The 25,336-nt window shown below is 44.0% G+C and carries 23 protein-coding genes; 10 read left to right on the forward strand and 13 right to left on the reverse strand.

Features of this window, described 5'->3' with window-relative positions; translation table 11 throughout:
* Positions 1–94: 94 nt before the first annotated feature.
* A complete protein-coding gene (locus AB6D58_RS09340) occupies positions 95–445 on the reverse strand; it encodes a HopJ type III effector protein (RefSeq protein WP_102394145.1) in 351 nt (116 codons plus the stop codon).
* A 194-nt stretch (positions 446–639) separates the two neighbouring features.
* Here AB6D58_RS09340 and AB6D58_RS09345 point away from each other — a divergent pair, with 194 nt between their 5' ends.
* Positions 640–1,299 (forward strand): PilZ domain-containing protein, encoded by a 660-nt coding sequence (locus tag AB6D58_RS09345; protein WP_017066093.1) that lies wholly within the window; start codon positions 640–642, stop codon positions 1,297–1,299.
* Positions 1,300–1,358: 59 nt separating this feature from the next.
* Here the strand turns inward: AB6D58_RS09345 and luxQ are convergent, their stop codons facing one another.
* From luxQ to AB6D58_RS09370, 5 genes are all read right to left on the reverse strand, one after another.
* On the reverse strand, positions 1,359–3,932 hold the full coding sequence (gene luxQ / locus AB6D58_RS09350) for a quorum-sensing autoinducer 2 sensor kinase/phosphatase LuxQ (protein ID WP_372157107.1): 2,574 nt from the start codon (positions 3,930–3,932) through the stop codon (positions 1,359–1,361).
* Positions 3,932–5,026 (reverse strand): autoinducer 2-binding periplasmic protein LuxP, encoded by a 1,095-nt coding sequence (locus tag AB6D58_RS09355; protein WP_136973815.1) that lies wholly within the window; start codon positions 5,024–5,026, stop codon positions 3,932–3,934. Before AB6D58_RS09355 ends, luxQ begins: the two co-directional genes overlap by 1 nt.
* A gap of 308 nt (positions 5,027–5,334) precedes the next feature.
* On the reverse strand, positions 5,335–5,649 hold the full coding sequence (locus AB6D58_RS09360) for a GIY-YIG nuclease family protein (RefSeq protein ID WP_017061768.1): 315 nt from the start codon (positions 5,647–5,649) through the stop codon (positions 5,335–5,337).
* Positions 5,650–6,306 carry a YceH family protein gene (locus AB6D58_RS09365; RefSeq protein ID WP_017061769.1) on the reverse strand — a complete coding sequence of 219 codons (657 nt, stop codon included), beginning with the start codon at positions 6,304–6,306 and terminating at the stop codon, positions 5,650–5,652.
* A gap of 56 nt (positions 6,307–6,362) precedes the next feature.
* Positions 6,363–6,563 carry a hypothetical protein gene (locus AB6D58_RS09370; RefSeq protein WP_017061770.1) on the reverse strand — a complete coding sequence of 67 codons (201 nt, stop codon included), beginning with the start codon at positions 6,561–6,563 and terminating at the stop codon, positions 6,363–6,365.
* Between the two features lie 195 nt (positions 6,564–6,758).
* Here AB6D58_RS09370 and AB6D58_RS09375 point away from each other — a divergent pair, with 195 nt between their 5' ends.
* From AB6D58_RS09375 to AB6D58_RS09385, 3 genes are all read left to right on the forward strand, one after another.
* The gene (locus AB6D58_RS09375; RefSeq protein ID WP_004742367.1) at positions 6,759–7,073 is read left to right on the forward strand and encodes a DUF496 family protein; all 315 of its coding nucleotides are present in this window, start codon (positions 6,759–6,761) and stop codon (positions 7,071–7,073) included.
* A 197-nt stretch (positions 7,074–7,270) separates the two neighbouring features.
* Positions 7,271–7,897 carry a D-Ala-D-Ala carboxypeptidase family metallohydrolase gene (locus AB6D58_RS09380; protein ID WP_017064850.1) on the forward strand — a complete coding sequence of 209 codons (627 nt, stop codon included), beginning with the start codon at positions 7,271–7,273 and terminating at the stop codon, positions 7,895–7,897.
* Between the two features lie 166 nt (positions 7,898–8,063).
* Positions 8,064–8,300 (forward strand): hypothetical protein, encoded by a 237-nt coding sequence (locus tag AB6D58_RS09385; protein ID WP_081229931.1) that lies wholly within the window; start codon positions 8,064–8,066, stop codon positions 8,298–8,300.
* 32 nt (positions 8,301–8,332) lie between these two features.
* Here AB6D58_RS09385 and AB6D58_RS09390 read toward each other — a convergent pair whose 3' ends face one another.
* Positions 8,333–10,897: an ATP-binding protein gene (locus tag AB6D58_RS09390; protein ID WP_372157125.1), complete on the reverse strand. Its 2,565-nt coding sequence runs from the start codon at positions 10,895–10,897 to the stop codon at positions 8,333–8,335.
* Between the two features lie 893 nt (positions 10,898–11,790).
* Between AB6D58_RS09390 and AB6D58_RS09395 the strand changes: the two genes are divergently transcribed.
* Positions 11,791–13,227, forward strand: a complete 1,437-nt coding sequence (locus tag AB6D58_RS09395) for a glyceraldehyde-3-phosphate dehydrogenase (RefSeq protein WP_048612894.1) — start codon at positions 11,791–11,793, stop codon at positions 13,225–13,227.
* Between the two features lie 239 nt (positions 13,228–13,466).
* On the opposite strand, the gene AB6D58_RS09400 is transcribed toward AB6D58_RS09395, so the two are convergent.
* Positions 13,467–14,528: a hybrid-cluster NAD(P)-dependent oxidoreductase gene (locus tag AB6D58_RS09400; protein WP_102320588.1), complete on the reverse strand. Its 1,062-nt coding sequence runs from the start codon at positions 14,526–14,528 to the stop codon at positions 13,467–13,469.
* A 101-nt stretch (positions 14,529–14,629) separates the two neighbouring features.
* Positions 14,630–16,291 (reverse strand): hydroxylamine reductase, encoded by a 1,662-nt coding sequence (gene hcp, locus AB6D58_RS09405; RefSeq protein WP_017068651.1) that lies wholly within the window; start codon positions 16,289–16,291, stop codon positions 14,630–14,632.
* Between the two features lie 273 nt (positions 16,292–16,564).
* On the opposite strand from hcp, the gene AB6D58_RS09410 reads away from it, so the two are divergent.
* Together AB6D58_RS09410 and AB6D58_RS09415 are read left to right on the forward strand one after the other, a co-directional pair.
* Entirely contained in the window at positions 16,565–16,795 is a 231-nt protein-coding gene (locus AB6D58_RS09410; protein WP_017061777.1) for a hypothetical protein, read from the forward strand.
* Between the two features lie 53 nt (positions 16,796–16,848).
* Positions 16,849–18,012 (forward strand): carboxylesterase, encoded by a 1,164-nt coding sequence (locus AB6D58_RS09415; protein ID WP_017064855.1) that lies wholly within the window; start codon positions 16,849–16,851, stop codon positions 18,010–18,012.
* A gap of 393 nt (positions 18,013–18,405) precedes the next feature.
* Here AB6D58_RS09415 and AB6D58_RS09420 read toward each other — a convergent pair whose 3' ends face one another.
* The 3 genes from AB6D58_RS09420 to AB6D58_RS09430 all read right to left on the reverse strand — a co-directional run bounded on the left by AB6D58_RS09420 (position 18,406) and on the right by AB6D58_RS09430 (position 20,523).
* Positions 18,406–19,020, reverse strand: coding sequence for a LysE family translocator (locus AB6D58_RS09420; protein ID WP_017061779.1), 615 nt, complete (start codon positions 19,018–19,020; stop codon positions 18,406–18,408).
* Between the two features lie 127 nt (positions 19,021–19,147).
* Positions 19,148–20,068, reverse strand: a complete 921-nt coding sequence (locus AB6D58_RS09425; protein WP_017061780.1) for a LysR family transcriptional regulator — start codon at positions 20,066–20,068, stop codon at positions 19,148–19,150.
* The gene (locus AB6D58_RS09430) at positions 20,062–20,523 is read right to left on the reverse strand and encodes an Lrp/AsnC family transcriptional regulator (protein ID WP_017064856.1); all 462 of its coding nucleotides are present in this window, start codon (positions 20,521–20,523) and stop codon (positions 20,062–20,064) included. The genes AB6D58_RS09425 and AB6D58_RS09430 overlap by 7 nt, the downstream gene beginning before the upstream one ends.
* Positions 20,524–20,777: 254 nt before the next feature.
* Here AB6D58_RS09430 and yjeH point away from each other — a divergent pair, with 254 nt between their 5' ends.
* Complete coding sequence (yjeH, locus tag AB6D58_RS09435; RefSeq protein ID WP_017064857.1) at positions 20,778–22,049, forward strand: L-methionine/branched-chain amino acid transporter; 1,272 nt, start codon at positions 20,778–20,780, stop codon at positions 22,047–22,049.
* Between the two features lie 46 nt (positions 22,050–22,095).
* Here yjeH and AB6D58_RS09440 read toward each other — a convergent pair whose 3' ends face one another.
* The gene (locus AB6D58_RS09440; protein ID WP_102320589.1) at positions 22,096–23,553 is read right to left on the reverse strand and encodes a PLP-dependent aminotransferase family protein; all 1,458 of its coding nucleotides are present in this window, start codon (positions 23,551–23,553) and stop codon (positions 22,096–22,098) included.
* 90 nt (positions 23,554–23,643) lie between these two features.
* On the opposite strand from AB6D58_RS09440, the gene AB6D58_RS09445 reads away from it, so the two are divergent.
* On the forward strand, positions 23,644–24,303 hold the full coding sequence (locus AB6D58_RS09445) for a pyridoxamine 5'-phosphate oxidase family protein (protein ID WP_017061784.1): 660 nt from the start codon (positions 23,644–23,646) through the stop codon (positions 24,301–24,303).
* Between the two features lie 82 nt (positions 24,304–24,385).
* Positions 24,386–25,336, forward strand: coding sequence for an urea transporter (locus tag AB6D58_RS09450; protein ID WP_372157110.1), 951 nt, complete (start codon positions 24,386–24,388; stop codon positions 25,334–25,336).

Consider the following 25,336-nt stretch of genomic DNA (forward strand, 5'->3'; position numbering starts at 1 on the left):
AGCCAGTTCAACATAGACAAAAAAAGCGAGAGGTTGTTTTCTCGCTTCAAAATACTGAGATTAAATTTCGACCTAATCGTTACCTGGTTAGTGTCTACTTCACTTTTGCAACCAGCGCAGGCTGAGAAAACTGGATACCATTCCAGCCATGAACCATAAAGTTACGAATATTTTGATGGTCGCTGTTCTCAGGAAAACCTAGCACGTCGTTACGATAAAATTGACCAAAACAAGCAAGTGTTTGCTCTGCTGATAGGCTTTGTTCTAAACCAAAAGCAAAAATCTTACACGAACCATTATTCTGCCCTGCAGCGTTCACTACCTCACCATTGCGAAATTCGCGCTCAGAAAAATCATAGTGAGCTTCGATCACTTGCATTGTATCTTCAAATTGCACGGCCTCTGGGGTTTCAGCCAGAGTATTCAATAAGGTTTCCAGTTCCATTTACTATTTCTCCATCAAGTATATATCTGTCAGCAGTGTATCTTGTTTTACGACAAGAGTAAGCCGTTGTTTACTTGAGATAGCGATTCACTTTTTTGTTGTACGCTGCTAATTACTTCAATGAAACTAATGACATAGTTTTATCAGGGCGTTATATTATTTTATCAAACGATTAACATTGTTCAGTAACGAATATGCATAAAGATAAAAACTTAGAACTGTTCAGATACCTAAAGCCAGGTACAAAAACAGCAGGTGTATTGGAATTTGGCCCAGACGACTCAATCCAGATCAGTACACTTTATATCGGACACAAAGAAGATCAGTACCTCATCCTAGAGCTTACGCAAAAAGCGACAGAAGCACTAACGCTGAGAAAGCTCACAAACGTTGATATTATTGTTCGTGCGATTACCGACACCGAACTTGGGCACATTGTCGCGTTCAAAACCAATGTACTGGCTCATATCACCTCTCCAGCACATCTAATCTTCCTTCGCCCACCCTCAAACTTTGCAACCAAGCCTATTCGTGAACACGAAAGGTATAAAGTACGTCTCAGCTGTGAAGTCACTTTTGATACCTTGTCGCTGGATGCCACACTAGTCGACTTTTCAGCGTCAGGGTGCGGTATCTATCTTACCCAGCAATCAGATATTGATGTCGGCTGGAAGATAAAAGTTAATTCTGACTTAAATGAGTACTTAGATGACGATCTTGTCTACAAGGTGGTAAGTAAGAAAAGGCAAAGACAAGGCTGGCTGCTAGGTATCCAATTCCCTGAACACCTAGATATGAGTGATGAGTTGAAAACGCTGCTATTGGAACAAGCCTTTGTCGCTGGCTCGATATAAAGGCAGAAAATTAGTTACTTCTCTTCAACAGACTCCATTAAAGAGCACTAAGTTAAAGCCTAGTGCTCTGTGTCATTCCAGTATGAGTTTTTGAAATGAACAAACGCTTGGTGGAGCGACTCTTCTTTAATCGGCTTTACAATCACGTAATTCGCCCCTGCGGCCATAAAGCTGTCTCTAGTTGACTCTTGAGCATCAGCGGTACACGCATAAATAGGGGCTGACACACCAATCTCACCTCTTAGCTGCTGAGTGGTTTCAACACCACCGAGATTAGGGAGTTGGTTATCCATCAAGATCAAGTCATAGGTAATCGTCTTAGCCATCTCAATCGCTTCTAAGCCATCTTTTGCCCAGGTGACGACCATGCCATATTTCTTACAGAAAGCCTGAGCAATAAAGGCGTTGGTGTGATTGTCTTCCACCAGCAACACATTCAAAGGTCGACTAAACAACGCCTCTGGCTCAACCTCAGCTTGTTGCTTAGCATCGACTAATAGCGGCTTGGCGTGTACGACTACAGGAATTTCTATCGTGAGCTCTGAGCCTTGACCTATCACGCTGCGGACTTGAATGTCCCCTTCCAGCATATCGACCAGATTTTTTACAATTGTAAGTCCTAAACCAGTGCCACCATATTCACGAGTGGTGGTCTCTTCGGCTTGAACAAAGGGTTCAAAAACAGCATCAATTTTGCTTTCATCAATACCAATGCCAGAATCTATCACTCGAACGATCAAGCTGGCGTGATCGGAGTTAAAGATACTCTCGATCTCAAAGCTGACGGAGATACCGCCTTGATGAGTGAATTTAAAAGCATTACTCAACAGATTAAACATGATCTGATTGAGGCGTACTTGGTCGGTATTGATTTCAATGTCATCAACCAAGTGATTCACAATGGTAAATTCGACGGATTTATCTTCACACAGCGGTCGATAGATGCTGTCTAAGGTATTAACTAACTCCCCTAAACGGAAGTCTTTCTTTTGAATATTAAACTGCCCTTGCTCAATCTTTGAGAAGTCCAAGATATCGTTAAGTACCGCCAGTAAATGTTCCGCACTATTACACAGTACATCCACCTGCTCGCGATTATCTTCATTGTGCATAGAGCGCTTGAGCAACTGAGACACACCGAGAATACCGTTGAGCGGCGTGCGAATCTCATGACTCATCTTAGCTAAGAAGTCTGCTCGCACATTCGCAAGATGCTCAGCTTCTTCTCTTGCTCGATCAGCCTGTCTTTCCGCCTCGATTAGCTTAGTAATATCTTGCCCTTGTACCACCACTCCTGTGATGCCGTGTTCCACGCGAATAGCAGACATGTTCCAACGAAACACCTTTTCACCAATGGGTACGTTAATACCCGTCAGTTTAGAACCCTGAACCACCATTTGAATATTAGGCAGCATTCGCTGCTCAAACTCTTGGGCAATTGGACCATAATTGTCATCAGCATCGAACAACGCCATGCGAGCGGCGGGGTTCATCTGAATCAAATCGCCTTTTTCAGACCAAACTAAGATAGGCGAATGAGCAAAGTTAAAGAGATCTTGGAATTTTTGATTCTGTTCAGATAAGCGCTCAAAGGTGTCTTCAAGAGTACAACCAATATGGTGAAATTCGAAAATGTTAGAGCCATCGAACTTGTTGTACTCTTCGCTAGCACTTGCCGAACGAGTAAAGTCCATTAGCTTATCAAGCTCGGCTGAGACTCTCTTTTGAATCCAAGTTCGAGCAAAAAAAGACATCAATATGATCACCACAATCACCACGATGATCGCACGCTGATAATTCTCTTCTAACGCAATGAAATTATTATTTTTTTGAACAGCTCGAATGATTAAAGGAGTTTCAACAGCATTAATCTTAATGGTTGCGATGGTAACGAAATGACGCGGCAACTGTTCGTACATTTGGTAATTGAGGATGTCAGTAATGGTGTAGCTTTCATCACCACTGAATGTCGATGTCACCGGTGTACCGTGCGCTTCAATCACGATATTTTCGCTATTACTGCCCTGTTGGATTGACTCAGCCAAAGAGAAGTTGTTGTCAAGCACAATGGCGATATAGAGTTGACCAAGGACTTCCCCAGTAGCGTTATCAACAATAGGGGTACGGCGAGCCAACAAGTGACGCTTACCTATATCTGTCCTCAGTTTAATAAAATGCCAATTACTGCTGAACGAAACCTCATCAGAAATATGCTTTAAGTTGGACTCATCCAAACCATAAAATTGACTGTTGCCGTCTTCCCAAGCCAAACCATCGTGGGTTGAGACAAAGCGTAAATCTGGTGCATGATCCGCTTCACGTTGGTCAACACCAAAGAAAAAGTAGCTCAGAGTCTCGTCATTACCCGTATCAAAATACTCTCTGAGAGTTTCACTGTGTGAGCTACTGTCTTGATGGATTTGCAGCACCGACAAACGATAATCAAACATGTTTTGGATCAGGCTTGAGGTTTGCTGTACCGTTCGATTCGTCTCTTGCTGTACGATATTACTGCTGGTTTCATAATTATGAATAAGCACGCCAAGTGCCATCACGCCTATCACCAAAATAACGATACGCGTAATGAGTCTAGCTAAAGTGTTTCTAGGTGTACTGGCGTAACTTTTCTTCATTAGTGACCTGAGTACCTAAATGCTCGCTGTTTAAGTTCTGAAATACGTTCTGGGGAATCTTCCTTGGTGACAATTTCAAATTCACCAGAGTAAACGGTAGGCACTTCCAAACCGGCTAGATCCCACTTGATCGCCTCTGCCATTGCAATGCCTGTATCGTCGTTCATACGCATGACAGTAACATCTAGGTCGCCCCTTGCAATGGCTTCAAGTTCAGCAGAGCCGCCTCCCCAACCATTCACTAAGATGTCTTGGCCCGATTCACGAATCGCTTCCATTGCACCGAGAGCGACATCCGTTGAACATGCATAGATAAAGTCTAGATCCTTATCGTTCTCTATGCTGATTTTAGCCGCTTGGTAGCCACTGTCTTTGTTTGATTTTGTGTAAAACGAAGACTTAAGGGTAAAGTTGGTATCCGTATTCACTTCATGGATAAAAGTATCTCCACGCGCATCACTGATATAGCCTTGTGAGTAATACAAAACAGAATACTTACTGTCTGGCGGACTTACTTGTTTAAAATAGTCCGCCAGTTTTAAGCTGCCTGTCGCATGGTCAAAACCCACATACATAAATGGCTGTCTATCTGCCCAAGCTCGCACTGGCGTCGTGATATTTTGAAGAATCAGTTTGGTGTCTGTAGAGGTCAACACGTGCTCGATAAACTTGCGGTGGCGCGTGGTATCTAGCGTGAAAATCAAATAATCCGTCTTGTTTTCAATCGCTTCTTGCAACGAAATACTCTGCTGCGCGAGATCGGCATTAATACGGGTAAATACTTGATTTATTTGGTAGCGGATCTTCAGCCTATCGAGACGCTTCTCAAAAGCTTGAATATTACGAACCCAGTAATCCGAGATCTGTTGGCCCGGATACACCACGGAAATCGTAATTGGTTCGTCTTGGATTCTTCTCAGTGGCACAGGGTGATTTTGTACAGCCTCGACCATTTTATCGGTCAATGCTCTTTGTTCTGGAAAAGTGGAAAGATAATCTTGGTATTCCCAGTACCCATTGAGGACATGAGTACCATGGGAGAGAGCGGACGCAGAAAATACGGCAAGTCCAAACAACATCAGTAAACGTTTCATATTTTTCTCGTTTTATATGAGCTACTTTGGCTCATTTTTTAACCTAGCATGACACCATCTCTTTGTATGGCTAATGGATATTATGTAGGACAACGATGATAAATGATAGCGTCTAACACTAATTAGAACGACATTCTAAATGAGCAATATGTTAATTTGGAATGGAGATTAAGAACAACGAGTTAAATTATGATTTCAGCCTATTCACGGTAAGAGTAATTACCATTTAAATTCATAAGCTTAGCTAGAGCCGATATAGCTCCTTACACTATTAAGATTTAATCAATAACAAACATTTTAGCTATGAATTATGAGACTTCGATATATTGAATTTTGTCTTTTTGCCACTCAATAATCAGTTTGAGTGATACCAGTTTTTCTTTGCGGGATTTGGGCAACTGCTTGATCGCGTATTCGGTTTTCAACGCCTCACTTTTTGAGCCAACACCAAAGCTCCAAACCAGCTTAAGTGGGCCTTTACCTTTTAAAGCTTTGGCGCCTTTACCGGTTTGATGTTGTTCAAATCGACGTTCTAGATTGTTCGTCACGCCACAATAAAGGGCATTGTGACGATTGCGGATCAAGTACACGACCCAATCCGCATTTTTATCAGCATCTGACATTTAAAGCAGTGATTCAACCAGAGCCTTAAGCTCTGCCACTTCTGCTCGTAGGCTTGCAACTTCAGACTCAAGCTCTTCAAACTTTTCACTCGTTGCAGAGGGGGCAGCCGCGCTTACTGATGCCATCGCAAACGCTTCAACGTCCACTTCACCGCTCAACAGATGCTGGTAGCGTGATTCACGTTTACCCGCTTCGCGTGGCAGCTTCACAACCAAGGCACCTGCTTCTCTTGCAGCGAGTTTGTCTAATGTTGCTTCTACTTCTTTCACATCACTAAAGTTTGCAAGGCGACCCGTTCGAGTACGAAGTTCACCGGGTGTTTGCGCACCGCGCAGTAACATACAGCAGATGATTGCACGCTCTTGCTCTGTAAATTGCAGATCGCCGAACTCAGTGTTGCAGAAACGATGCTGATACTTATTAACACGGCTATTGAAGCTGCTCTCATCACTCACCATGCGACGTCCGATTAAACCATCAACTGCATCTAAAACATCTGACTCAGAAAGAGAGAGAACAGGTTCACGGTTACTCTTTTGATTGCATGCCGTGGTTAAACTGTTCAGTGTCAGTGGGTAATGATCGGGAGTAGTGACTTCTTTCTCGATCAAACAACCGATAATTCTCGCTTCAATTGGGGAAAGTACTGTGTTCATCGTTTTTCCTTTTTATTATTTTGATAATTCCATCTCAACACCTAACAATGCAGTAACTAGTGTTCAGACAAAATTGGTACTCGTTTCTTTCTGCCCTGTTCATCAATCATTATGATCTTAGAACGGTTTAGCTCTATTTCCACGACTTCCAAATAAGTACGCTCTTGTACATACGCATCACGAAGCTTGTTTTGTTCTGCTGAAGATTCAGTGACATTCTCGTCCAATTCTTCGTTTTCCAATTGTTGTTGATTCATTTCACATTTCGTATCAATGCAGTATCTACATGGGATACTAACTTGAACGGTAAGATAAAAACAATCACACATCAGCGAGAGTGACGAATAATTAAACAACCTTACTTTTGCTTTGATCTAAAGACTGTTACATCATCAATTGATGTGCTTTAATCAGAAGCAGACAACGTATTTGACGAATAGGAAAAGGAATCTATGAGCAGCGTATTTGAAATTGTTAACCAAGCACGACGTAAGAACAAACTTAAGCGTGAACTTTTAGACAACGAAAAGAAAGTTCGTGACAACCGTAAGCGTGTCGACCTTCTTGATAACCTACTTGATTACATCAAGCCAGAGATGACCCACGACGAGATCCTAGGCATTATCAAAAATATGAAAGCTGACTACGAAGACCGTGTTGATGACCACATCATCAAGAGCGCTGAGATTTCTAAAGCTCGCCGTGACATCAGCCGTCGCATTCGTGAACTGACAGAAGAAGACAAGCAAATCCAAGGTAAGAAGTAATCTAACCTCGCTAATTTACTTGTAACAATGTTAGTAACCCACTCTTAGTAGTGGGTTTTTTTTACCTAAACTCCAGCGTCTATACTTAAGCATCTAAACCTAACCGTCTAGGCTTAAGCGTACCTAAGCAAAATGAATGAAACTCAACAGCAGTATCAAACTAAATAACGAGTGTACACTAGCGATGGAGAGACTTTATGTACGGAAGTATTCTGATTACCTTGGCGTTATCAACGACACAACCTTACCCTGAAAAATTTGAGAAACTTTATACCGAAGAAACCGAAATCACTTATGACGATCTCGTGGTCGATGTTCATGGCTACAAGGTTCCGACCCGATCAGCATTTCGAGGTTGGATGCTCCTCAATCACGCTCAAGACCAAGTGAGAGCAATCGGACAACAACTCAAGGACAATGGCGTTACTCAGAGCATGCCTCTGCATCTCGTTCTATTGCAAGGGACGGATTGGGCAATGAGTAATACAACCTTGTTTACCCTCCCAAATAAGAAACATGTGCCAAACATGATCAATACCCTGAAGTACATACAACAATATATTGAGCCTGAAATCGGTGTTGTTATACCAGTATCTGGAGAGCGAACCGATATCTACAATCAACAAGCTGGTGGTGCACTGCGAAGTAAGCACTTAGAGTTTTGTGCCTTAGACCTAGTGCCTGCAAATGACATTACTCGCGAAGATCTACACGTGAAACTTAAAAATATTCATTCGGAATTCGGGCAAAAAAATAACGTTGGGCTGGGGTTGTATTCTGGTGTTCGATTCCACATCGATACGTGTGGGTTTAGACAATGGTAAAACAACACCACCAAGTCAGAAAGACTCGACACTGCTGCGTGTCATTTAGACTCAAAAAGTAAATGAATTTTCATAAAATCATGATTTTAAATGCAAATAAAAGATGGAACGCTAATTGCTATTGATAACGAGTATCATAATTATTAATAGCAATTAGGAATTCAATATGAAGACGATGACTCAACGCTCTCAAACGCTACTTTCTGTTTCAAACTTCAGTCTAGCAACCACCGCCTTGCTTATGCTACTCAGTATTATCGTTGCTTATCCAATGGCCGATCACTTCTCACTGCCAATTCAAATCGTCGCCCACATCAGCACCATCTTAATCGCAGCCTTGTTGAAAATCAGCTATGTCGGTCGTTGCCTTGCACAATACAACCTTGGATTAGAAGTTCGTTAAGTAGCGCCACGCTAGCCTTGATACGAATGCCCTTAGACAATATCAAGGCTACTGAAAAGATCGTACAGCTGATGAGATTTATAGGGTTTCGGTAAGTAGGCGTTCATACCGGCTTCAAAACAGTCTTTGATGTCTTCTTCCAGAACACTGGCGGTTAAAGCAATGATGGGTAATGGGGTGACTTGTTGATCGGCTTCCCACTGACGAATCGCACGAGTCGCCGTTATACCGTCCATAACAGGCATCATGCAGTCCATTAAGACCGCATCAAACTGAGCTCCTTGAGTAATGACATCCACCGCTTCTTGGCCATTGCTGGCAATCAAATATTCATAACCCGCTTGCTCAAGGAAGAAGCTCGCTATTTTTTGATTCATCAGATTATCTTCAACGATCAAAATGCGTCGATTCAGAGAGCGAACCTCTTCATCTTTTGCTTCCACTTGAGGAGTTTGCTCTTCGCCGACATCGAGAGATTGTAAGCTAGTTAAGAAACGTCGGCCCAAGAATGGCAAGGTATGAGTCGAGTGGACCGTCTCTGTGATTAGGTTGGTTTTAAATAGGTGATGCTGACACACGATGACGCGAGCAAGAGGATATATCGCCTTCAACGTCGCAAGATCTTTCTCCATAGAGTGATGCAAGGTATGACAATAAAGTATGAAGTCGCTTTCTTTGACACTTTCACTAAGGGCAGCAATGGATGACACCACATTGGCTCGAACATTCAAACGCTCACACTCTTTAACAAGCTGATCGAGGTAATTGAAAGAGTTCGATATGATGGTCGCTCGGCTCAGGTTATCGAAAGTTTGAACTGGCGCTTCTACAACATCGACATACAAACAAAACGTGAATGTAGAACCCTCTCCTTTCACTGAACGCGCAGTAATGTATCCACCCATCAAATCAACAAGCTGTCGACAAATCGCAAGCCCTAGCCCCGTACCACCAAATTGGCGGGTAATGCTGCCATCTTCTTGGGTGAAAGGTTCAAATATGGACTCTAACTTCTCGGGCTCAATCCCAATCCCGGTATCAGACACGCTGCATTCAAGCTTGCCTCTGCCCATAGACATAGGTGTATAAGCTATGTCCGTTGTAATTGTGCCCTTGGACGTAAACTTGATGGCATTAGAAAGCAAATTGGTCAGCACCTGTCTCACGCGGTACTCATCGAAAAACAGTTGTGGCGGCGTTTGATAGTCGATATTGATGTCGAGCTCGATATCCTTACTGATCGCTTTCGACTGAATCACACTTACAGAATCATAAACCGCTTCTCGCAAATCAGCATTGTGTGGTGACAACATCAAGTTACCCGACTCGATTTTAGACAGGTCGAGGATGTCGTTAAGCAGCACCAGTAAAGAGTGAGAAGACGATTCGATATCTCCCAGTACTTCTTGTTGATTTGGGCTCAATTGGCTTTGAGATAAAATCTCAGCCATGCCAATGATCCCGTTAAGTGGTGTGCGTATTTCATGTGACATATTGGCTAAGAATGCGCTTTTGGCTTTGTTAGCCGAAATCGCATCTTCTTTTGCTGTTATCAACTCTTTGTTGTGTAGATAGTTGCGCTCCATCACTCGGTTTAGGGTTTCAGTGAATTCGGTAAGCTCATCGTTCCCTTGGATATGGATCACCTTTGGCTGACCGTAGCTATCAGCGCATTCCGACACGCCTTTCAAAATAATCGACAGGTTTTTGTTTAAACGTAGAGACGTCGCGACCCCAAGCCACATCAGAACCCCAGAAGCGATGAGTATAAGCAACGTCATGACCAAGGTTTGCCTTTTCTGCAACGCGATATTCTTGGTCAGTTCAAACTGTATTTGAGTGGTGTAAGCGCCAATCGCGTTTGAAATAGCGCGTTTTTTAACCTCTAAGCTTTTCAAGTGTTGATATATTTCGGGTGATGAAAAGTCTCCTTTGAGGATTCGAGATGTAAATTTGTCTTGGAATTCATCTTTGGCGACAGCGTTTAGCAACTGTCTAATGTTTGGAGAACGCGTATCCGAACGGAAAAAGGTATCTAATAGCTGTTGCTGCCTCTCTAGAGCACCGACATAGCTAAGCAAGTATTGATTTTTAAACTCTGGGGAGCGATACAAGCTGAAGCTTAACCACGCTTCTCTCTGAGTCCAAAACACGTAATGCGTAAGATTGATAAACATCGCATCCGCTTGACCGATATTTTCATCGACTAAGGCCATACGATATTCAGACAGCTCTATTAACACGTCTTTTAATAAGTCGAAAGCGCGCTCTGTCAATTGTCTGCTGTTTGTTGTTTCAGTTGTACTAGCAAGGCTCATCAACAGCTTTTTCAATTCAGCTAACTGAGGATCAATACTCCAATTGCTGTCGAACTGTTGAAGTCGCATTCCATACTGAGTGAGTCTATCCAGTTCTGATTGCAACGTTAAAAGCAACTGACCTTTCTCAGGGGAGTCATTAGACAGCACCAACCATCGATAAGCATCACTTGAAACCGTATTAAAAGATTGAAGCGCTTCGACCTTAATACGCGTTGTTTCAAGGTGATTCATCTTCTCATCGTTCTTAAGCACTTCATTCACTGTAAACCCAAACATAATGAGTACAGAAACCGTGGAAAGAAAAATAAGACGCCATCTAATTGACATGTTTATCATTTTTATAACTACTCCCTTCCCGAAAGTAATTTACCTAGCCCAAATTAAGAATAGGACATTAACAGGGGGTTATTGATCAAATTGGATATGAACAAACGATACTCTGAGCCCAGAACGAAAAATTAGAGCCAACTGGTATCCAGAAAAGTGCTTTAAAGCGGAAAGGCGTGCTTTTAATAAGACTGGTTTAAACAAGCGAGGTTTCAGTGAGCAAAATGTAAACAAAAGACGTTTTCTCCAGTTATTATCACCCGCATAACAAGTGAACATCCACATTCTACGGCTCAACTAGACTGTGAATAATGACTCTGCGCGCTAACAAAGCGGATAGTTAGGTTAAAATTGTGACATCCAATCGTTTGCGTGATGCACTTTTCACACTCAAGCTAGGCTTATTCAAAGGTCGAACAACAATACTGGTTGATTCCCTTATTTGTCGTTTACTGTTTACGTGTAACTTGAGTTAGCGATCACACCTTTAATGTTCAATATGACCTGTATTACATATTATCTTTTGAATTGAGTATTTTTTGACGAAAAATAAGTGCTACAGATTGTTAAAGTCAATAGTCTTTATTGACGTTCAAATCTTGATTTATGGCTAATATAAAGCCAATTTACAGATATTTTGTCTGCATTTATTTTTCCTAGCAGAATAACCCGTCGTACCTTACAATCCTGCCACATAAAAATTACAAGTTACACACAAGGTATATCAGCACATTTAAGTGGCAATAAAGACCACAGCCTGATGCCTCAAACCCCCTATGCTGATTGGCTTCCCTACAACCGCCATGAATGCAGAAACTTAACGTGAAAGGTCCCGAGTAAAGATGAGTCCCGAAAAGCACCTCCTAGATTGGCAAACTAGTCAAACCATTGCTGAATCCATCGCTCCAACTTTAGGTCAGTTATACCGTCAAAAAGGCGTAGAAGTTATCCTCTTTGGTAAGACCTTAGTTAACGCGACAACTATCGACATCATCAAAGCTCACCGCATCGCAAAACGTTACACTGGTTCTCCTCTTACAGCAGAACAGACTCAACCTATCATTCAACACCTTCTCTCTATGGACTTGTCTCCATGTCGTATTGATGTTGGTCGCCTTGCGCATTCATTCTGGCAAGATCGCGAAGACACACACGGGTTGGATGATTTCCTACAAACTGCGCTTATCGAATCGCTTGAAGGCGATGCGATGACAGAGCCTCGTGACGTTGTATTGTACGGTTTTGGTCGTATTGGCCGACTGCTCACTCGTCTGTTGATCGAGAAAAGTGGCCCGGGTTACCCACTGCGTTTGCGTGCCATCGTTGTACGTGGCGGCAAAGATGGCGACCTAGAGAAACGTGCAAGCCTGCTTCGTCGTGACTCTGTACACGGCCAATTCAACGGCAGCATTGTTGTAGACCAAGAACGCAAAGCGATCATCGTTAACGGTAACTTCATCCAAGTTATCTACGCAAACAAACCAGAAGAAGTGGATTACACGGCTTACGGTATTGAAAACGCACTTGTGGTTGATAACACAGGCGTATGGCGTGACGCGGAAGGCCTGAGCCAACACGTTGCGTGTAACGGTGCGAAGAAAGTGCTACTGACTGCGCCTGGTAAAGGCGACATCAAGAACGTGGTATTTGGTGTGAATGAAAATGTTATTCAGCCAGAAGACACCATCATCTCTGCAGCAAGCTGTACTACCAACGCAATCACGCCAGTATTGAAAGCGGTTCACGACAAGTTTGGCGTGCTGTCTGGTCACATCGAAACGGTGCACTCATTTACCAATGATCAAAACCTAATCGATAACTTCCACTCGGGTGATCGTCGTGGTCGTGCTGCGTCACTGAACATGGTTTTGACATCGACTGGCGCTGCTAAAGCTGTATCAAAAGCGATGCCGGAAATGGAAGGTAAGCTAACAGGAAATGCGATTCGCGTACCTACGCCAAACGTTTCAATGGCAGTTGCGAACCTAAACCTTGAGAAAGGCACAAACAAAGAAGAGTTGAACGAGTACCTGCGTGAAATGGCGCTGTCTTCTGCTTTGTCTGCACAAATTGATTACACAGACTCGACTGAGATTGTATCTACCGACTTGGTTGGCTCTCGTCACCCAGGTGTGGTTGACGGTGTGGCGACTATCGCACAAGACAACCGTGCCGTGCTGTACATTTGGTACGATAACGAGTTTGGCTACAGCTGCCAAGTTGTTCACTGTATGGAACAGATGATGGGTGTACGCTACAAGACATACCCAGAAGTTTAATTAACTTCGCTCTTGTAGATACGTCCATCGCAACAAGCTCCACAACATAATAACTATATCTGCGAAGTCTGTATGGACTTCGCAACCCCTTTTGTTTTACTCCCCCGTATAAACAAGAGGGTTGCCACTTAGGTCTGCTCTCTCTAACTGATCTAGGTGGCCTTTTTACATCTAGCGCCCTAACTTTTATCGCTATAATAAGATCTTGTCTTCATCACTCTTGCACAGCTTTACGTCTGTTATAACTCAACCTCAACATCTGACTGAATCGAGCTTGAACATGCAAGCACGTAGCCCTGTTCAATCTGCTCTGGCGTCAATGTTTCTTGGCTGCTTGATTCCACAGATCCTTTGGTCACTTTGCATTTACACGAACCACAAATCCCACTACGACAAGCGATAATAATTGGAACGCCTGCTTTTTCTAATGAATCCGCCAATGGTGTGCCAGTTTCCGCTTCAACTTCAGCGCCGAACGCAGGCACAAATACCTTAACAGCACTATTCGTATCGTCAGCAATTTCGGCGTTTGACGCTTCTGATTGAGCATCCTGAGTAGCAGGAGTAAAGCTTTCTTGATAGAAGTTATCCATGTTGAACTCAAGCTCTTTCAGATAACTCTCAATATCTTGCATGAAGCCGACAGGCCCACACAGGTAAACCGTTCTATCTAAGATATCTGGGCTCAGTTTCACCAACCAGTTTTTATCTAAACGACCTTGAGAGGCGGTTGTTCCTTCGTTGTCTTTTAACAGCAGTTTTAAGTTGAAATTCGCATGTGATTCATCGAGCTGATGAAGTTCTTGAAAGTAGATAGTCTCAAGCTTGTTGCGTGCCATGTGGACGAAATCAATCTCAATGTCACTGTCACTGTCTTGAGACAGCCAATATTTTACCATCGCCATTACGGGTGTAATGCCACAGCCCGCACTCACTAGCGTTACTTTCTTTGTTGCCGTTGGCATGCAATCAATACAGTTAAACGAGCCTGCCGGCTTCAACACAGAAACCTCGTCACCTTCATCAAGCTCATCAACAATAAAGTTCGAAACCAAGCCACCTTCCACACGCTTGACCGTCAACTTCAGGCGGTTATCTTCGGGGCAAGAAGCCACGGAATAAGCACGGTAATCCGTTTTCGTCGGCATATCTAAACCCAAGGTGATGAACTGACCGGGCTTAAAATTGAAATGTAAATCTTGTGGAATACTGCCAAGCTCAAAGCTGACCGTATCTGGCGTCTCGTGCCATTTCTTTAAACACACTAAATTGATTGAATCGCTATCCGACCATGCATACATAGTTCACACACCTCACTGATACTAAAGAATTAAATCTAAAAAGCCCCGCCGCTGCACGTTCCTAGAGAACAGCAACAACGGGGCTTGGGAGTGGGCTTAGATTAAGCCGCTAAGATTGTTTTAAGATCTTGCTCTGGCGTTGAGATAGAACGCATATCGAACTCGTCTTGAATAATCTTTAGTAGGTTTTCAGTTAGGAATGCAGGCGCTGTTGGGCCTGTGTAGATACCTTTCACACCCAGTGCGAACAGAGTAAGCAGGATAACGATCGCTTTTTGCTCGAACCAAGAAAGAACAAGTGTTAGTGGTAGTTCGTTGATGCCACAATCAAACTCTTGAGACAGCGCAAGAGCAAGCTGAATCGCTGAGTATGCATCGTTACATTGGCCAACATCGAGCAGACGTGGAATACCGTTAATGTCGCCGAATTGGTTTTTGTTGAAACGGAATTTACCACATGCCAATGTCAGGATTACTGAATCTTCTGGCGCTTGAGCTGTGAAATCTGTGTAGTAGCTACGTTCAGATTTGTCGCCGTCACAACCACCCACTAGGAAGAAGTGTTTGATGTTGCCTTCTTTCACTTGTTCAACAACCGCAGGCGCTGCTTCCATCAAGGCGTTACGACCAAAACCGACAGTGATCATTTGCTCGATCTCGTCATGCTTAAAGCCTTCTTGCGCAAGAGCACAATCGATCACTGCACTGAAATCGTCACCTTCAAGGTGAGCAACACCCGGCCAGCCTACGATGCTACGCGTAAATAGGCGGTCAGCGTACGAGCCCACATCTGGGTTAAGCAGACAGTTAGATGTCATTACGATCGCACCTGGGAAGTTCGCAAATTCTTTTTGCTGGTTCTGCCAAGCGCTGCCGTAGTTACCCGCAAGGTGTGGGTACTTGTTTAGTTCAGGGTAGCCGTGTGCAGGTAGCATCTCACCGTTGGTGTAAACGTTAATGCCCTTGCCTTCCGTTTGTTGAAGGATCTTTTCTAGATCATGCAGGTCGTGACCAGAAACAAGGATACAGTGACCTCGCTTCGTCTTCACATTCACGGTTGTTGGTTGAGGGTGACCGAAGGTATCTGTCTCGCCTTTATCCAACATTTCCATGACCTTGTAGTTCATTAAGCCGATCTGCATAGACGTATCTAACAGTTGTTTTAGGTCTGATGGATCTGTACCTAGGAACGCCATGATTTCATGGTATTCAGCGAAAATAGCATTATCAGTTTGACCAAGAACACGTGCGTGCTCCATGTAAGCTGCTGCACCTTTTAGACCGTATAGGCAAAGAAGGCGAAGACCAATCACATCTTCGTGTTGAGAGTCGTGACCACGGTTTACCGCCGCTTGAGGGGCAAGCGCCAATAGCTCTGAAGAGTCCGTTGGAAGGTCGAATTGAGCAGCAGCAGAAAGCGCTGGGATCTCAAAACCAATCAATGTCGCTGCCGCGCGAACCTGTTGTTCTAAGCGCTGCTTAAATTCATGAGATTGCTGTGCAAATTCAATGATACGAGCAGGGTCGAAGTTAACGTTGGTTAATGTTGCGAAAAACGCTTTTGGCGCCCACTCGTCGATTTCAGTATCAATAACATCACACGCACGGCCCAAATTGGCCCAAAAAGAAACACCTTGAAGAGAATGCACCAACACGTCTTGAAGGTCGGATACTTCAGACGTTTTTCCACACATGCCTTGTGCGAAAGAACAGCCTTTTACGGTTGGGGTTTGAATTGTTTGTTCACATTGAATACAAAACATATAAGGGCTCCAGTAATTTTTATTAACTGTAAGTACTTTGCTTACAGTGACTTATTCCAAACCCTATAGAGCATTAAGCGTGCCAACCTTTAAGTTATTGATTTTATTTAACTTAGTTTTATTCCATATTTTTAGTGCGTGATTATGACTACATATAAACTCCCTAACAGCACACATCCGTGTCATAGTGACTCTCTGAGATTTATTAACGACGTTCATGTTTCGTTCAGAATAGAAGCGATAAAGTAACAACATAGAAAAAGAGGAATGAATATGAAAAATATATTAGTTACGATTGTTGCATTGTTTACTGGCCTTTTGGCGTTATTCACAAGCTTGATCCTTGCTATTCCTTTAGCTATTGCAGCTTTAATTACTGGCAAGCGCATTCAGAATCAAATGAAGAAACAAGGTTTCGCAGCACATATGAACACTCGTCAGTCATCAACCAATGATGCCGGTGTTATTGAAGGTGAATACGAAGATCTTTCAAGCAAAAAGTAACCTAAACTTTAGTTTCAGACATAGTGAAAGCACAACAGAGACAAAATTACATAATGCAAAGAAAGCCCCTCCTAGCACTGCTGGCCTTAACGACTTTAAGTCTCGTTGGTTGTTCCAACGAGACACCGATACCCGCTTACGAAACATCTCCAGACTTGCCTAGCTATCAGCAAGACAGCTTTGATGCCTACGTCAATGACACACAAGATTGGTTATTGAAAAACCGCGTGTTCATGACGGAAGACAAGCAACTCGAGATCCAACTCAATTCACCAACCGAGTATCAACCAACCTCGCCAAACGGCAAGGCGGTATTATTGGTTCATGGATTAGGCGACTCACCTTACTCATTTAAAGACATCGCTACCCATTTGGCAGAGCAAGGTTACTTAGTGAGAACCGTATTACTTCCGGGTCACGGCAGTCGCGTGGGTGATTTAATGCAGCCGAGCCTAGAAGATTGGCAAGGTGTGGTGGCTCATCATACGAAGTTACTTGAGCAAGAGTATGATTCTGTTTGGCTAGGCGGCTATTCAACCGGCGCGAACCTCGTGACTTCACAGGCGATGAACGATCCAAAGATCTCTGGGTTACTGCTGTTCTCACCTGCGTTTCAACCGAGCTCGTCTGCCGTTCAATACGCGGGACTAGCAAGCTACTTTGTCACTTGGGCGGATCAAGATCCTGAAGACAATGTGTTGCGTTACAACTCGTTGCCAATGAATGGTGCATCGGTTTACTACGAGACATCAGAAGTCGTACGTGGTGACTTACAAGATAAACACTTCGATAAACCAGTTTTTATTATGATGAGTGAAGGCGACAGCGTGATTGACACCAACTACGTTCAGCAAGCCTTTATTGAATCTATGCCGAATCCAAACAATGTGTTGGTTTGGCAAGGAGAGACGACTCTCGAGGATCCTCGCGCTGTTCAGTACAGCATGAAGATCCCAGAGCAACGCATCTCGAACGGCTCTCACATGGGCTTACTGTTCTCACCAAACAACCCTTATTACGGAATCAATGGTAGCGAGAAGATTTGCTCCAATGGTCAGGCAGAAGGGTTTGAAGAACAATGCAATGCAACCAGTGAGGTTTGGTACTCAGCTTGGGGCTATCGTGAAGAAGGGAAGAACCATGCGCGTTTGACCTACAACCCCTACTTCTCAGACTCGATGGCGAAGCTAGATGCCGTACTGAACTCTGAAGGCTAATAAGCTCAAGTCTTCCAAAAGCTAATCCAGAGAAATCAAAAAGGCTCACTAGATAACGTCTAGTGAGCCTTTTTTAATGAGTGTCGTTTCTGGTGAACGTCTAGGGTCTGTTGACCTTTAGAGCTGATTTTTGCAGCACTTTGTGGGAAATTTCTACAAGGCAGAGGCTTTGAAGTGTAGCTAGCCTACATGAGAAGCCGATAACGCAGTAGAAATGAACCACAAAGGCTGCCCGAAGGGTTCGGCTAGAATCGTTTTATGCTTTGTTAAGAAGTATTAACTTAGAATGACTAGGCTACATACTCCTTGCCGCGCCTAAAACGATTCTATCTCGAACAAAATTTAACCACTAAAAGTTAACAGACCCTAGTTACTTATTCTTATCGTTTACTGCTATATCGTCCACACCACGCGAACAGCAAGCAGGATCAGCACCACGCCAGATAGTCGATCAATCAACTGAGCTTTCGAGCGAATACGTTCAACAATCAACGGGCTAGACAGTACCAAGGTGATAAAGGTGTACCAAAGGCCGTCGACAATCAGCGGCGTTGAGACAATAATCACTTGATTGGTCAGTTCATTACCTAGCGCTACAAATTGGCTAAACAGAGCGATGAAGAACAGTGCGATCTTTGGGCTCAAGATAGAGATCAAGAAAGCCTCACGAGCAGACTGCATGTAACTCATCTTTTCACCCGCTTCTAATTTCGCGGCAACACCACCTTTCGAACGTAACGCATTAACGCCAAGATAAAGCAGATAAGCAGCCCCCGCTAAGCTAATACCTTTAAATAACATTGGGGATTGCTCAAGCACAACGGCTAAACCAACAATGGTTGCGAACGCATAAATACCGATACCAGCAGCGTGTGACCAAGCTGCGATAAGCCCGTTCATACGGCCACCAGCCAAACTGTGTTTAGCGATCATCGCCAAGCTTGGGCCCGGAGACATTGCACCCAACAAGCAAATCGCTAATAAAGAAAACCAAATTGTTACTGTCATCATTCCATTCCTAATAAAATAAAGCGTTCCAGCTGAACGCTCTACGCTTAATACTCAATACTTGGCACTTACCATAATTCGCATGAGGTATTATTTGAAATCAAAGATTATCATCACACCTATGATTTCAAGTCATACTGATATTGTAACTCGACTTTTGCATGGCTTGGAATGCTTTTTCTCGCGCCCATTTGTGGGCAGAGTCGTTGTCATATTTAGGATGCCACATTAACCAATAGGTATGCATTTCCGTATCAAATGGCAACGAAAAGTAGGTAGTATCGAGGTGTCGACCTAGGTTATAGGCAATATGTTCTGGCACGATCATCAGATAGTCGTCTTGCAATAACACAGTACCAGCAGATGAAAAGAACGGAACCTGTAAAGCCACTCTTCGCTTCAGCCCTTGCTTCTTCAATGCTATGTCCGCGTAACTGTCTTTATCTCCACCACCCGTCACTTTGATGTGAGAGTAGTGAACAATATCTTCTGCACTCAAAACCGCTTGTTGAGCCAGCGGGTGCGACTTTCGCATCAAACACACCGACTTATCTTCACCAAGTTTGATACTTGAGACATGTTCTGGCTTTGTGGGAAACATACTAGAAGCCAAATGAATCCCAGACTCGTTCAGTGCTTCAAGGTAGTTTGGCTGCCACAATCGATAAGCCAAATTAATGTTCGGCGCTTCAGCAGACACCTCTGCCACAATCACAGGAAGAATATACTGAGCGACATAATCACTCGAAGACAACACCAATTCACCCTGCCAGTCTTGCGGCTCGAAGGGTTTATCATCTAACAGGTGGTCAAACTCGCCAAGCAGGTCGTCGAGTTTACCTTTGAGTAGCAATGCACGGTTGGTCGGCACCAGTTTGTTGCCGTCACGGACCAGCAAAGGGTCGCCACACAAATCACGTAACTGGCTGAGCTGACGGCTCACCGCGGATTGTGTGATATGCAAACGTTGGGCGGCACGGCTCACATGACACTCTTCAAGAAGTACATGCAGTGAACGCAGTAGGTTTAAGTTGATATTGCCTAACATGAATGCACCGTCGTATTCTGTTTGTTGAAAAACTCGGTCAAAACCGTATGAGTCATTAAGTGGCGAAGATCCGGGTAACTTTGCAGCTGATCGCGAACTCGGTTCAAGCTCTCCATGCTTTCCACTTCCACGTACAACATCATATCTGTCTCACCGCTAATAGAGTGGCACCATTGCACCTCATCAATACTCTGGATTTGTTTCGCGTAAGACTCACAACTATGGTCACTACTCGACATGTCGAACTTCAACAAGATATAAGCGCACACATTCTTCGTTTGGTTGGGTTCTGCCACTTGAGCGCAGTAGCCCGTAATCACTTTGTCGCTTTCCAGTTTCTTGATTCTGGCGTTCACCGCTGAGCGCGAGAGGCTGACATCTCGGGCGATATCGCTCACTGAGCATCGTGCATTGGTTTTGAGAATATCCAAAATCTGGCGATCAAATTTATCCATGCTTCTGATTCTTTTCATTTATTGTTCTATTTATAACGCCTAATTTGACACAACTTTCCTACTTATAACAGCCATTCTGACAGCCGACACTTTCACACTGAATCGGATTAATACCGTTAAAATGACGGTGTCTTACGACGTTTCGCTAGCTGTATTATTGATGTCAACAATGTATGCTTTCAATCATAACTTCTCACACACCAGAAGAAAGTTACTGGAAGACCGTGACCAGAATCAAATAGCTAGGAGAGCGAATGACACAACTCAAACAAGAAATCACGCTTATTTCAGGAATCGGACAACTCTCGACGACCTTGCTAGGCACTGGATTATTTATGATCCCTGCGATCGCAGCAGGCATTGCAGGACAGTTGTCTCTTCTCGCTTGGTTAATCCTGTTTATCGCTATTTGCCCGATTGCACTGACCTTCGCATCATTAGGAAAACGCTACCCGAATGCAGGTGGTACTGCCTATTTTGTGCGCCAGGCGTTTAGCGAGCGATTAGAAACAAGCGTGGCGTGGTTGTTTGTGAGTGTTATTCCTGTCGGTATTCCAGCGGCCATTGCACTGGCTGGTGGTTTTGCTCAACAATTGTTACCCGCACCTCTCGATACACCACTTGGTGCTCAATCCTTTACCGTCGCCCTGCTTATTGCCGTCAATTTGATGGGCAGTAAATCTTCTGGCCGACTGCAAACCGTGATCGCATTGTCGATTTTTGCCTTAGTCAGCGCTTTTGTTTGGAAAGCCGACATCACGGCAACCGATGTTGCTCTTCCTGCCATCTCATCCAATTCAATGTGGTCTATCGGCGCTGCTTTAGCTGTCATGTTTTGGTGCTTTGTCGGAATAGAAGCTTTTGCTCACATGGGAGAGGAATTCAAAAATCCACAACGTGACTTCCCAATCGCCATCATTGCAGGCTGTTTTGTTGCGGGGCTAGTGTACTGGGCTTGTTCAGTAGTGATTCTTAAGCTGGGTGCTTTCGGTTCATCTGAATTCGATGCCGCATCCATCCCTTGGGTAACAGAACAACTGTTTGGTAATGGCTTCAAAACCGTCATCAGCGTGCTGGGGTTCTTTGCTTGCTTTGCCAGCCTAAACCTTTACACACAAAGCCTGTCTCGGATGATCTGGGCTCAGGCCCGCCAACACAGCCCTGCAAGTCGAATGGCTCAACTGAACAGCCGCGGCGTACCGCTCTACCCAACGTTAGCAATTGGCTTTGTCGTGCTTATTTCGTGTGTGATTGGTGAGCTGTCTAATTTAGACCTTGAGTTCTTTCTCAAGCTCGCCAACGGTATTTTTGTTCTGGTTTATCTGCTCGCAATGTTAGCCGCTTGCCGATTACTAACAGGCGCATCTAGATACACTGCCATGCTTTCATTGGTCATCTGTACCTTGGTGTTTATCTGTTTAAGTTGGTCGATGCTCTATGCTGTGATTGTTTTTGTGACATTGTCACTCCCTTGGCGGAAGTGGCTAGGTAAAGGTAAACCCACCGTCTCTATCGACAAGTTGTAACTCGATTCGTGATGAATCAGAAAATGGTAAACAAGCCCTACCAATATTACTGATAAAAAAGCCGAGCGATCTGTTTGATCTTCGGCTTTATGTCAGCCAATCGGATATTTCCAAACCCCAACACCACCCCACTCCAATCACGAGCATCACTTGATCCATATTCATAAAAATCAAACGGACGAATGATGATATTTTCAAGCTCAGCTCTATGACTCCATTCAGTCTCAGATATACCTTGATACCACTTCACGGTCACATGTAGCCCTGCTGCCTGACTGATCACTTCAAGATCACCGTTAAACTCGCTTTCAATCGCTTCTATCATCGCTTCATACTTGAGTTTGTATGACCGACGCATCTTTCTAATATGACGCAGCAAGTCGCCTTCTCGAACAAAATCCGCCAAAGCTTCCTGTGTGTGGGACGCCGTGTCTCCAGTGAGCGCGTCTTTGATCTCAAGACACTTCGCCACCAGACTTTCTGGCACCACTAAGTAACCTAAGCGGAGTCCGTTGAACATGACTTTACTCAGCGAACCAATATAAATGATTCGTTCATCAAACCCGAGTTTACCCGCTAAGCCTTGCATACTGGTGTAAGGGCGATGAGCAAACTGGAACTCACTGTCATAGTCATCTTCAATGATCCATGACTGATGTTGATTGGCCCAGTCGATCAGTTTAAGGCGTTGCTCAGTATTTAAAGTCGTGCCCATTGGGTATTGGTTACTCGGTGTGACATACAGAGCCTTAGCATTACTGGCCAACACTTTTTCAATATCTAGCCCCACCTTTTCACGCACACTTACACGATCCAGCTCTAATCTCAACAGATCGATAATTTTATGCACTTGTCGATAACCGGGCTCTTCCACGAGGATTTTTTCGCCCATCGCTAACGTCGCCATTAATCCGATTGAGATGGCTTGCTGCGCACCTGCGGTGATGATGATTCTGTCGGCACTGCAATGAACGGAACGACTGCTTGCAAGATACCCACTCAACGCTTCCCTCAAGGCTGAGCTTCCCTGAACCTCTTGATTGCCCGCAATGTTCTGACGTGTAGAGTGACGTTGCAGCAACCTCTGCCATTTCGCAAAAGGGAACGCATCTAAGTCAGGAACTCCTGGGGCAAAGCTGCGGTTAATGTCGTTAGGTGTCGCTATGTTTGTACTCGGTTTACTGACTGTTTGTTTGACCTTCGGATCCTGAACACTGTTTGGCTTAGACAAACTTAGAAAGTGTTCTGGTTGTTCAACCGAGACATAAAACCCTGAGCCTTGCTTACTCTCGATATAGCCTTCAGTAACCAGTTGTTCGTACGCATAAATCACCGTATTTCGACTCACCGATAACTCGACAGCCAACTTACGTGTTGAAGGTAACTTACTGCCCTTGCTCCATAAATCTTGAATGATCTTCTCTCTTATCGCGTGGAACAAGGCGGTTTGACGCGTGCCGTGTTGTTCGTCTAACTGTAGATCACCGACATCGATAGGCTGCATAACTGGATCCAAATAGTGTTTAAAAGTGGCTCTATTTAATAGACCAGTTAATCGCTACATTAATCAAAAGGCAATGATTAAGGAGCGATTATGTTATCTAACACGAAAAGAACCACGATTAAAAAAGGGGCTCACAAAGCCGTATTTGAACAAGAGAAACTGCACCAAATTATTGATGAGAGCTTAATCGCACACATTGCATTGCAGGGCGAACAAGGACCAATGGTCATCCCGATGCTCGCGTGGCGAGTGGGTGATATAGTCTACATTCATGGAGCTAAAAACAGTCGCCTACTAAAAGGACTAAAAAAGGGAGAACCAACCTGTTTAACGTTCACCTTGTTCGATGGTTGGGTGCTGGCTCGTTCGGCATTTCATCATAGTGCGCATTATCGTTCTGCTGTGGTATTGGGGTCATTTTCAGTCATCGATGACAATCAAGAAAAGGATCGCTTGTTGAATATCTTTATTGAGCAAATCGCACCGGGCAGAACCGATGAAGTGAGGCTCAGTAATGAAAAAGAACTCACTGCGACCGAGTTGTTGGCGATACCTTTAACAGAAGCTTCCGTGAAGATTGGTAAACATGGAGTGAATGATGATAAAGCCGATATGGACATTCCAGTTTGGGCTGGCGTATTACCCTATAGAACTGTTGTTGGGCCGTTAGAAACCGTTCCAGAACAAGAAGGCATCATTGAAACACCAGATTACCAACAAGCTTATGGTGAACGCTGGTATCAGAATTAACACTCGAAGATGGTGAACTTGATAAAATTGCATACAATCTGAATTAAAAAAATTTAACATGACTCAATAATGTAATCAGACGATGAAAACGAACAAGGATATTCTGCCGTTTCAAGGCTTGCTCAATGGCATTGGGCAAGTCTATTTCACACCGTCTATCATGACGTCGACTTTGCTGTTGCTTGCCATTTCTATTGAGTCACTGGCGCTGGCTTTTCTTACCTTACTTGGCGCCAGTTGCAGCTATGCATTAGCTTTCTATGGCTATATGTACACCAACACCAACACCAACACCAACACCAACACCAACACCAACAAGTCAGTTGACGACATTGATAGTGGAATGTACGCGCTAAATGGCGCTTTGATTGGTTTATTTATCGGTAACTTTTTTGGTGTGACACCATTATTGGCTTTAGTGACTGCGTTAGGTGCATTACTCACGGTGCCGATTGCCCACATCGTATTCAGTTTTGAGAAATATCGCGGTTACACTAGCGCCTTTATCCTCACCACTTGGCTGATTTATATTATCCAATCAACCTTTGAGCTGTCAGCGTTTTCTGCACCTGATTCCGCACTGATGCCACTCATCAGTATTGAGGCTAACTCGTGGTTCAACCTGCCGACAGTGGTGATCCCGTTGTTAAAAGGGATAAGCCAAGTCAGCTTCATCGAAAATGCGTTGTCGGGGCTCGTTATCTTAGTCGCCATCGCACTCAACAATATCAAGCAGGCCATTTGGGTTATGCTCGCAGTAATAATTAGCACCGTATTTAGCGGGTTGATTGGCGCTTCTAACGAACTGGTAGCCCAAGGTCTTTACGGGTACAACGCCATTCTTGCCACTTTAGCACTTGTGCCCTATCCGCGAATCCGTTGGCCGTTAATCCTATTAGGCATGCTGTTAAGCTGTCTCATCACACTTGGTTTTCATGAACTGTCACTGTTACCACTCACCGCCCCTTTCATTTTGAGTACTTGGGGGATGGTTTACTTGTCCAGCCTGATCCATAAACGAACCATAAGTTAG

Source organism: Vibrio sp. 10N.239.312.D08 (assembly GCF_041466145.1).
In the GTDB taxonomy this organism is placed as follows: domain Bacteria; phylum Pseudomonadota; class Gammaproteobacteria; order Enterobacterales; family Vibrionaceae; genus Vibrio; species Vibrio crassostreae_C.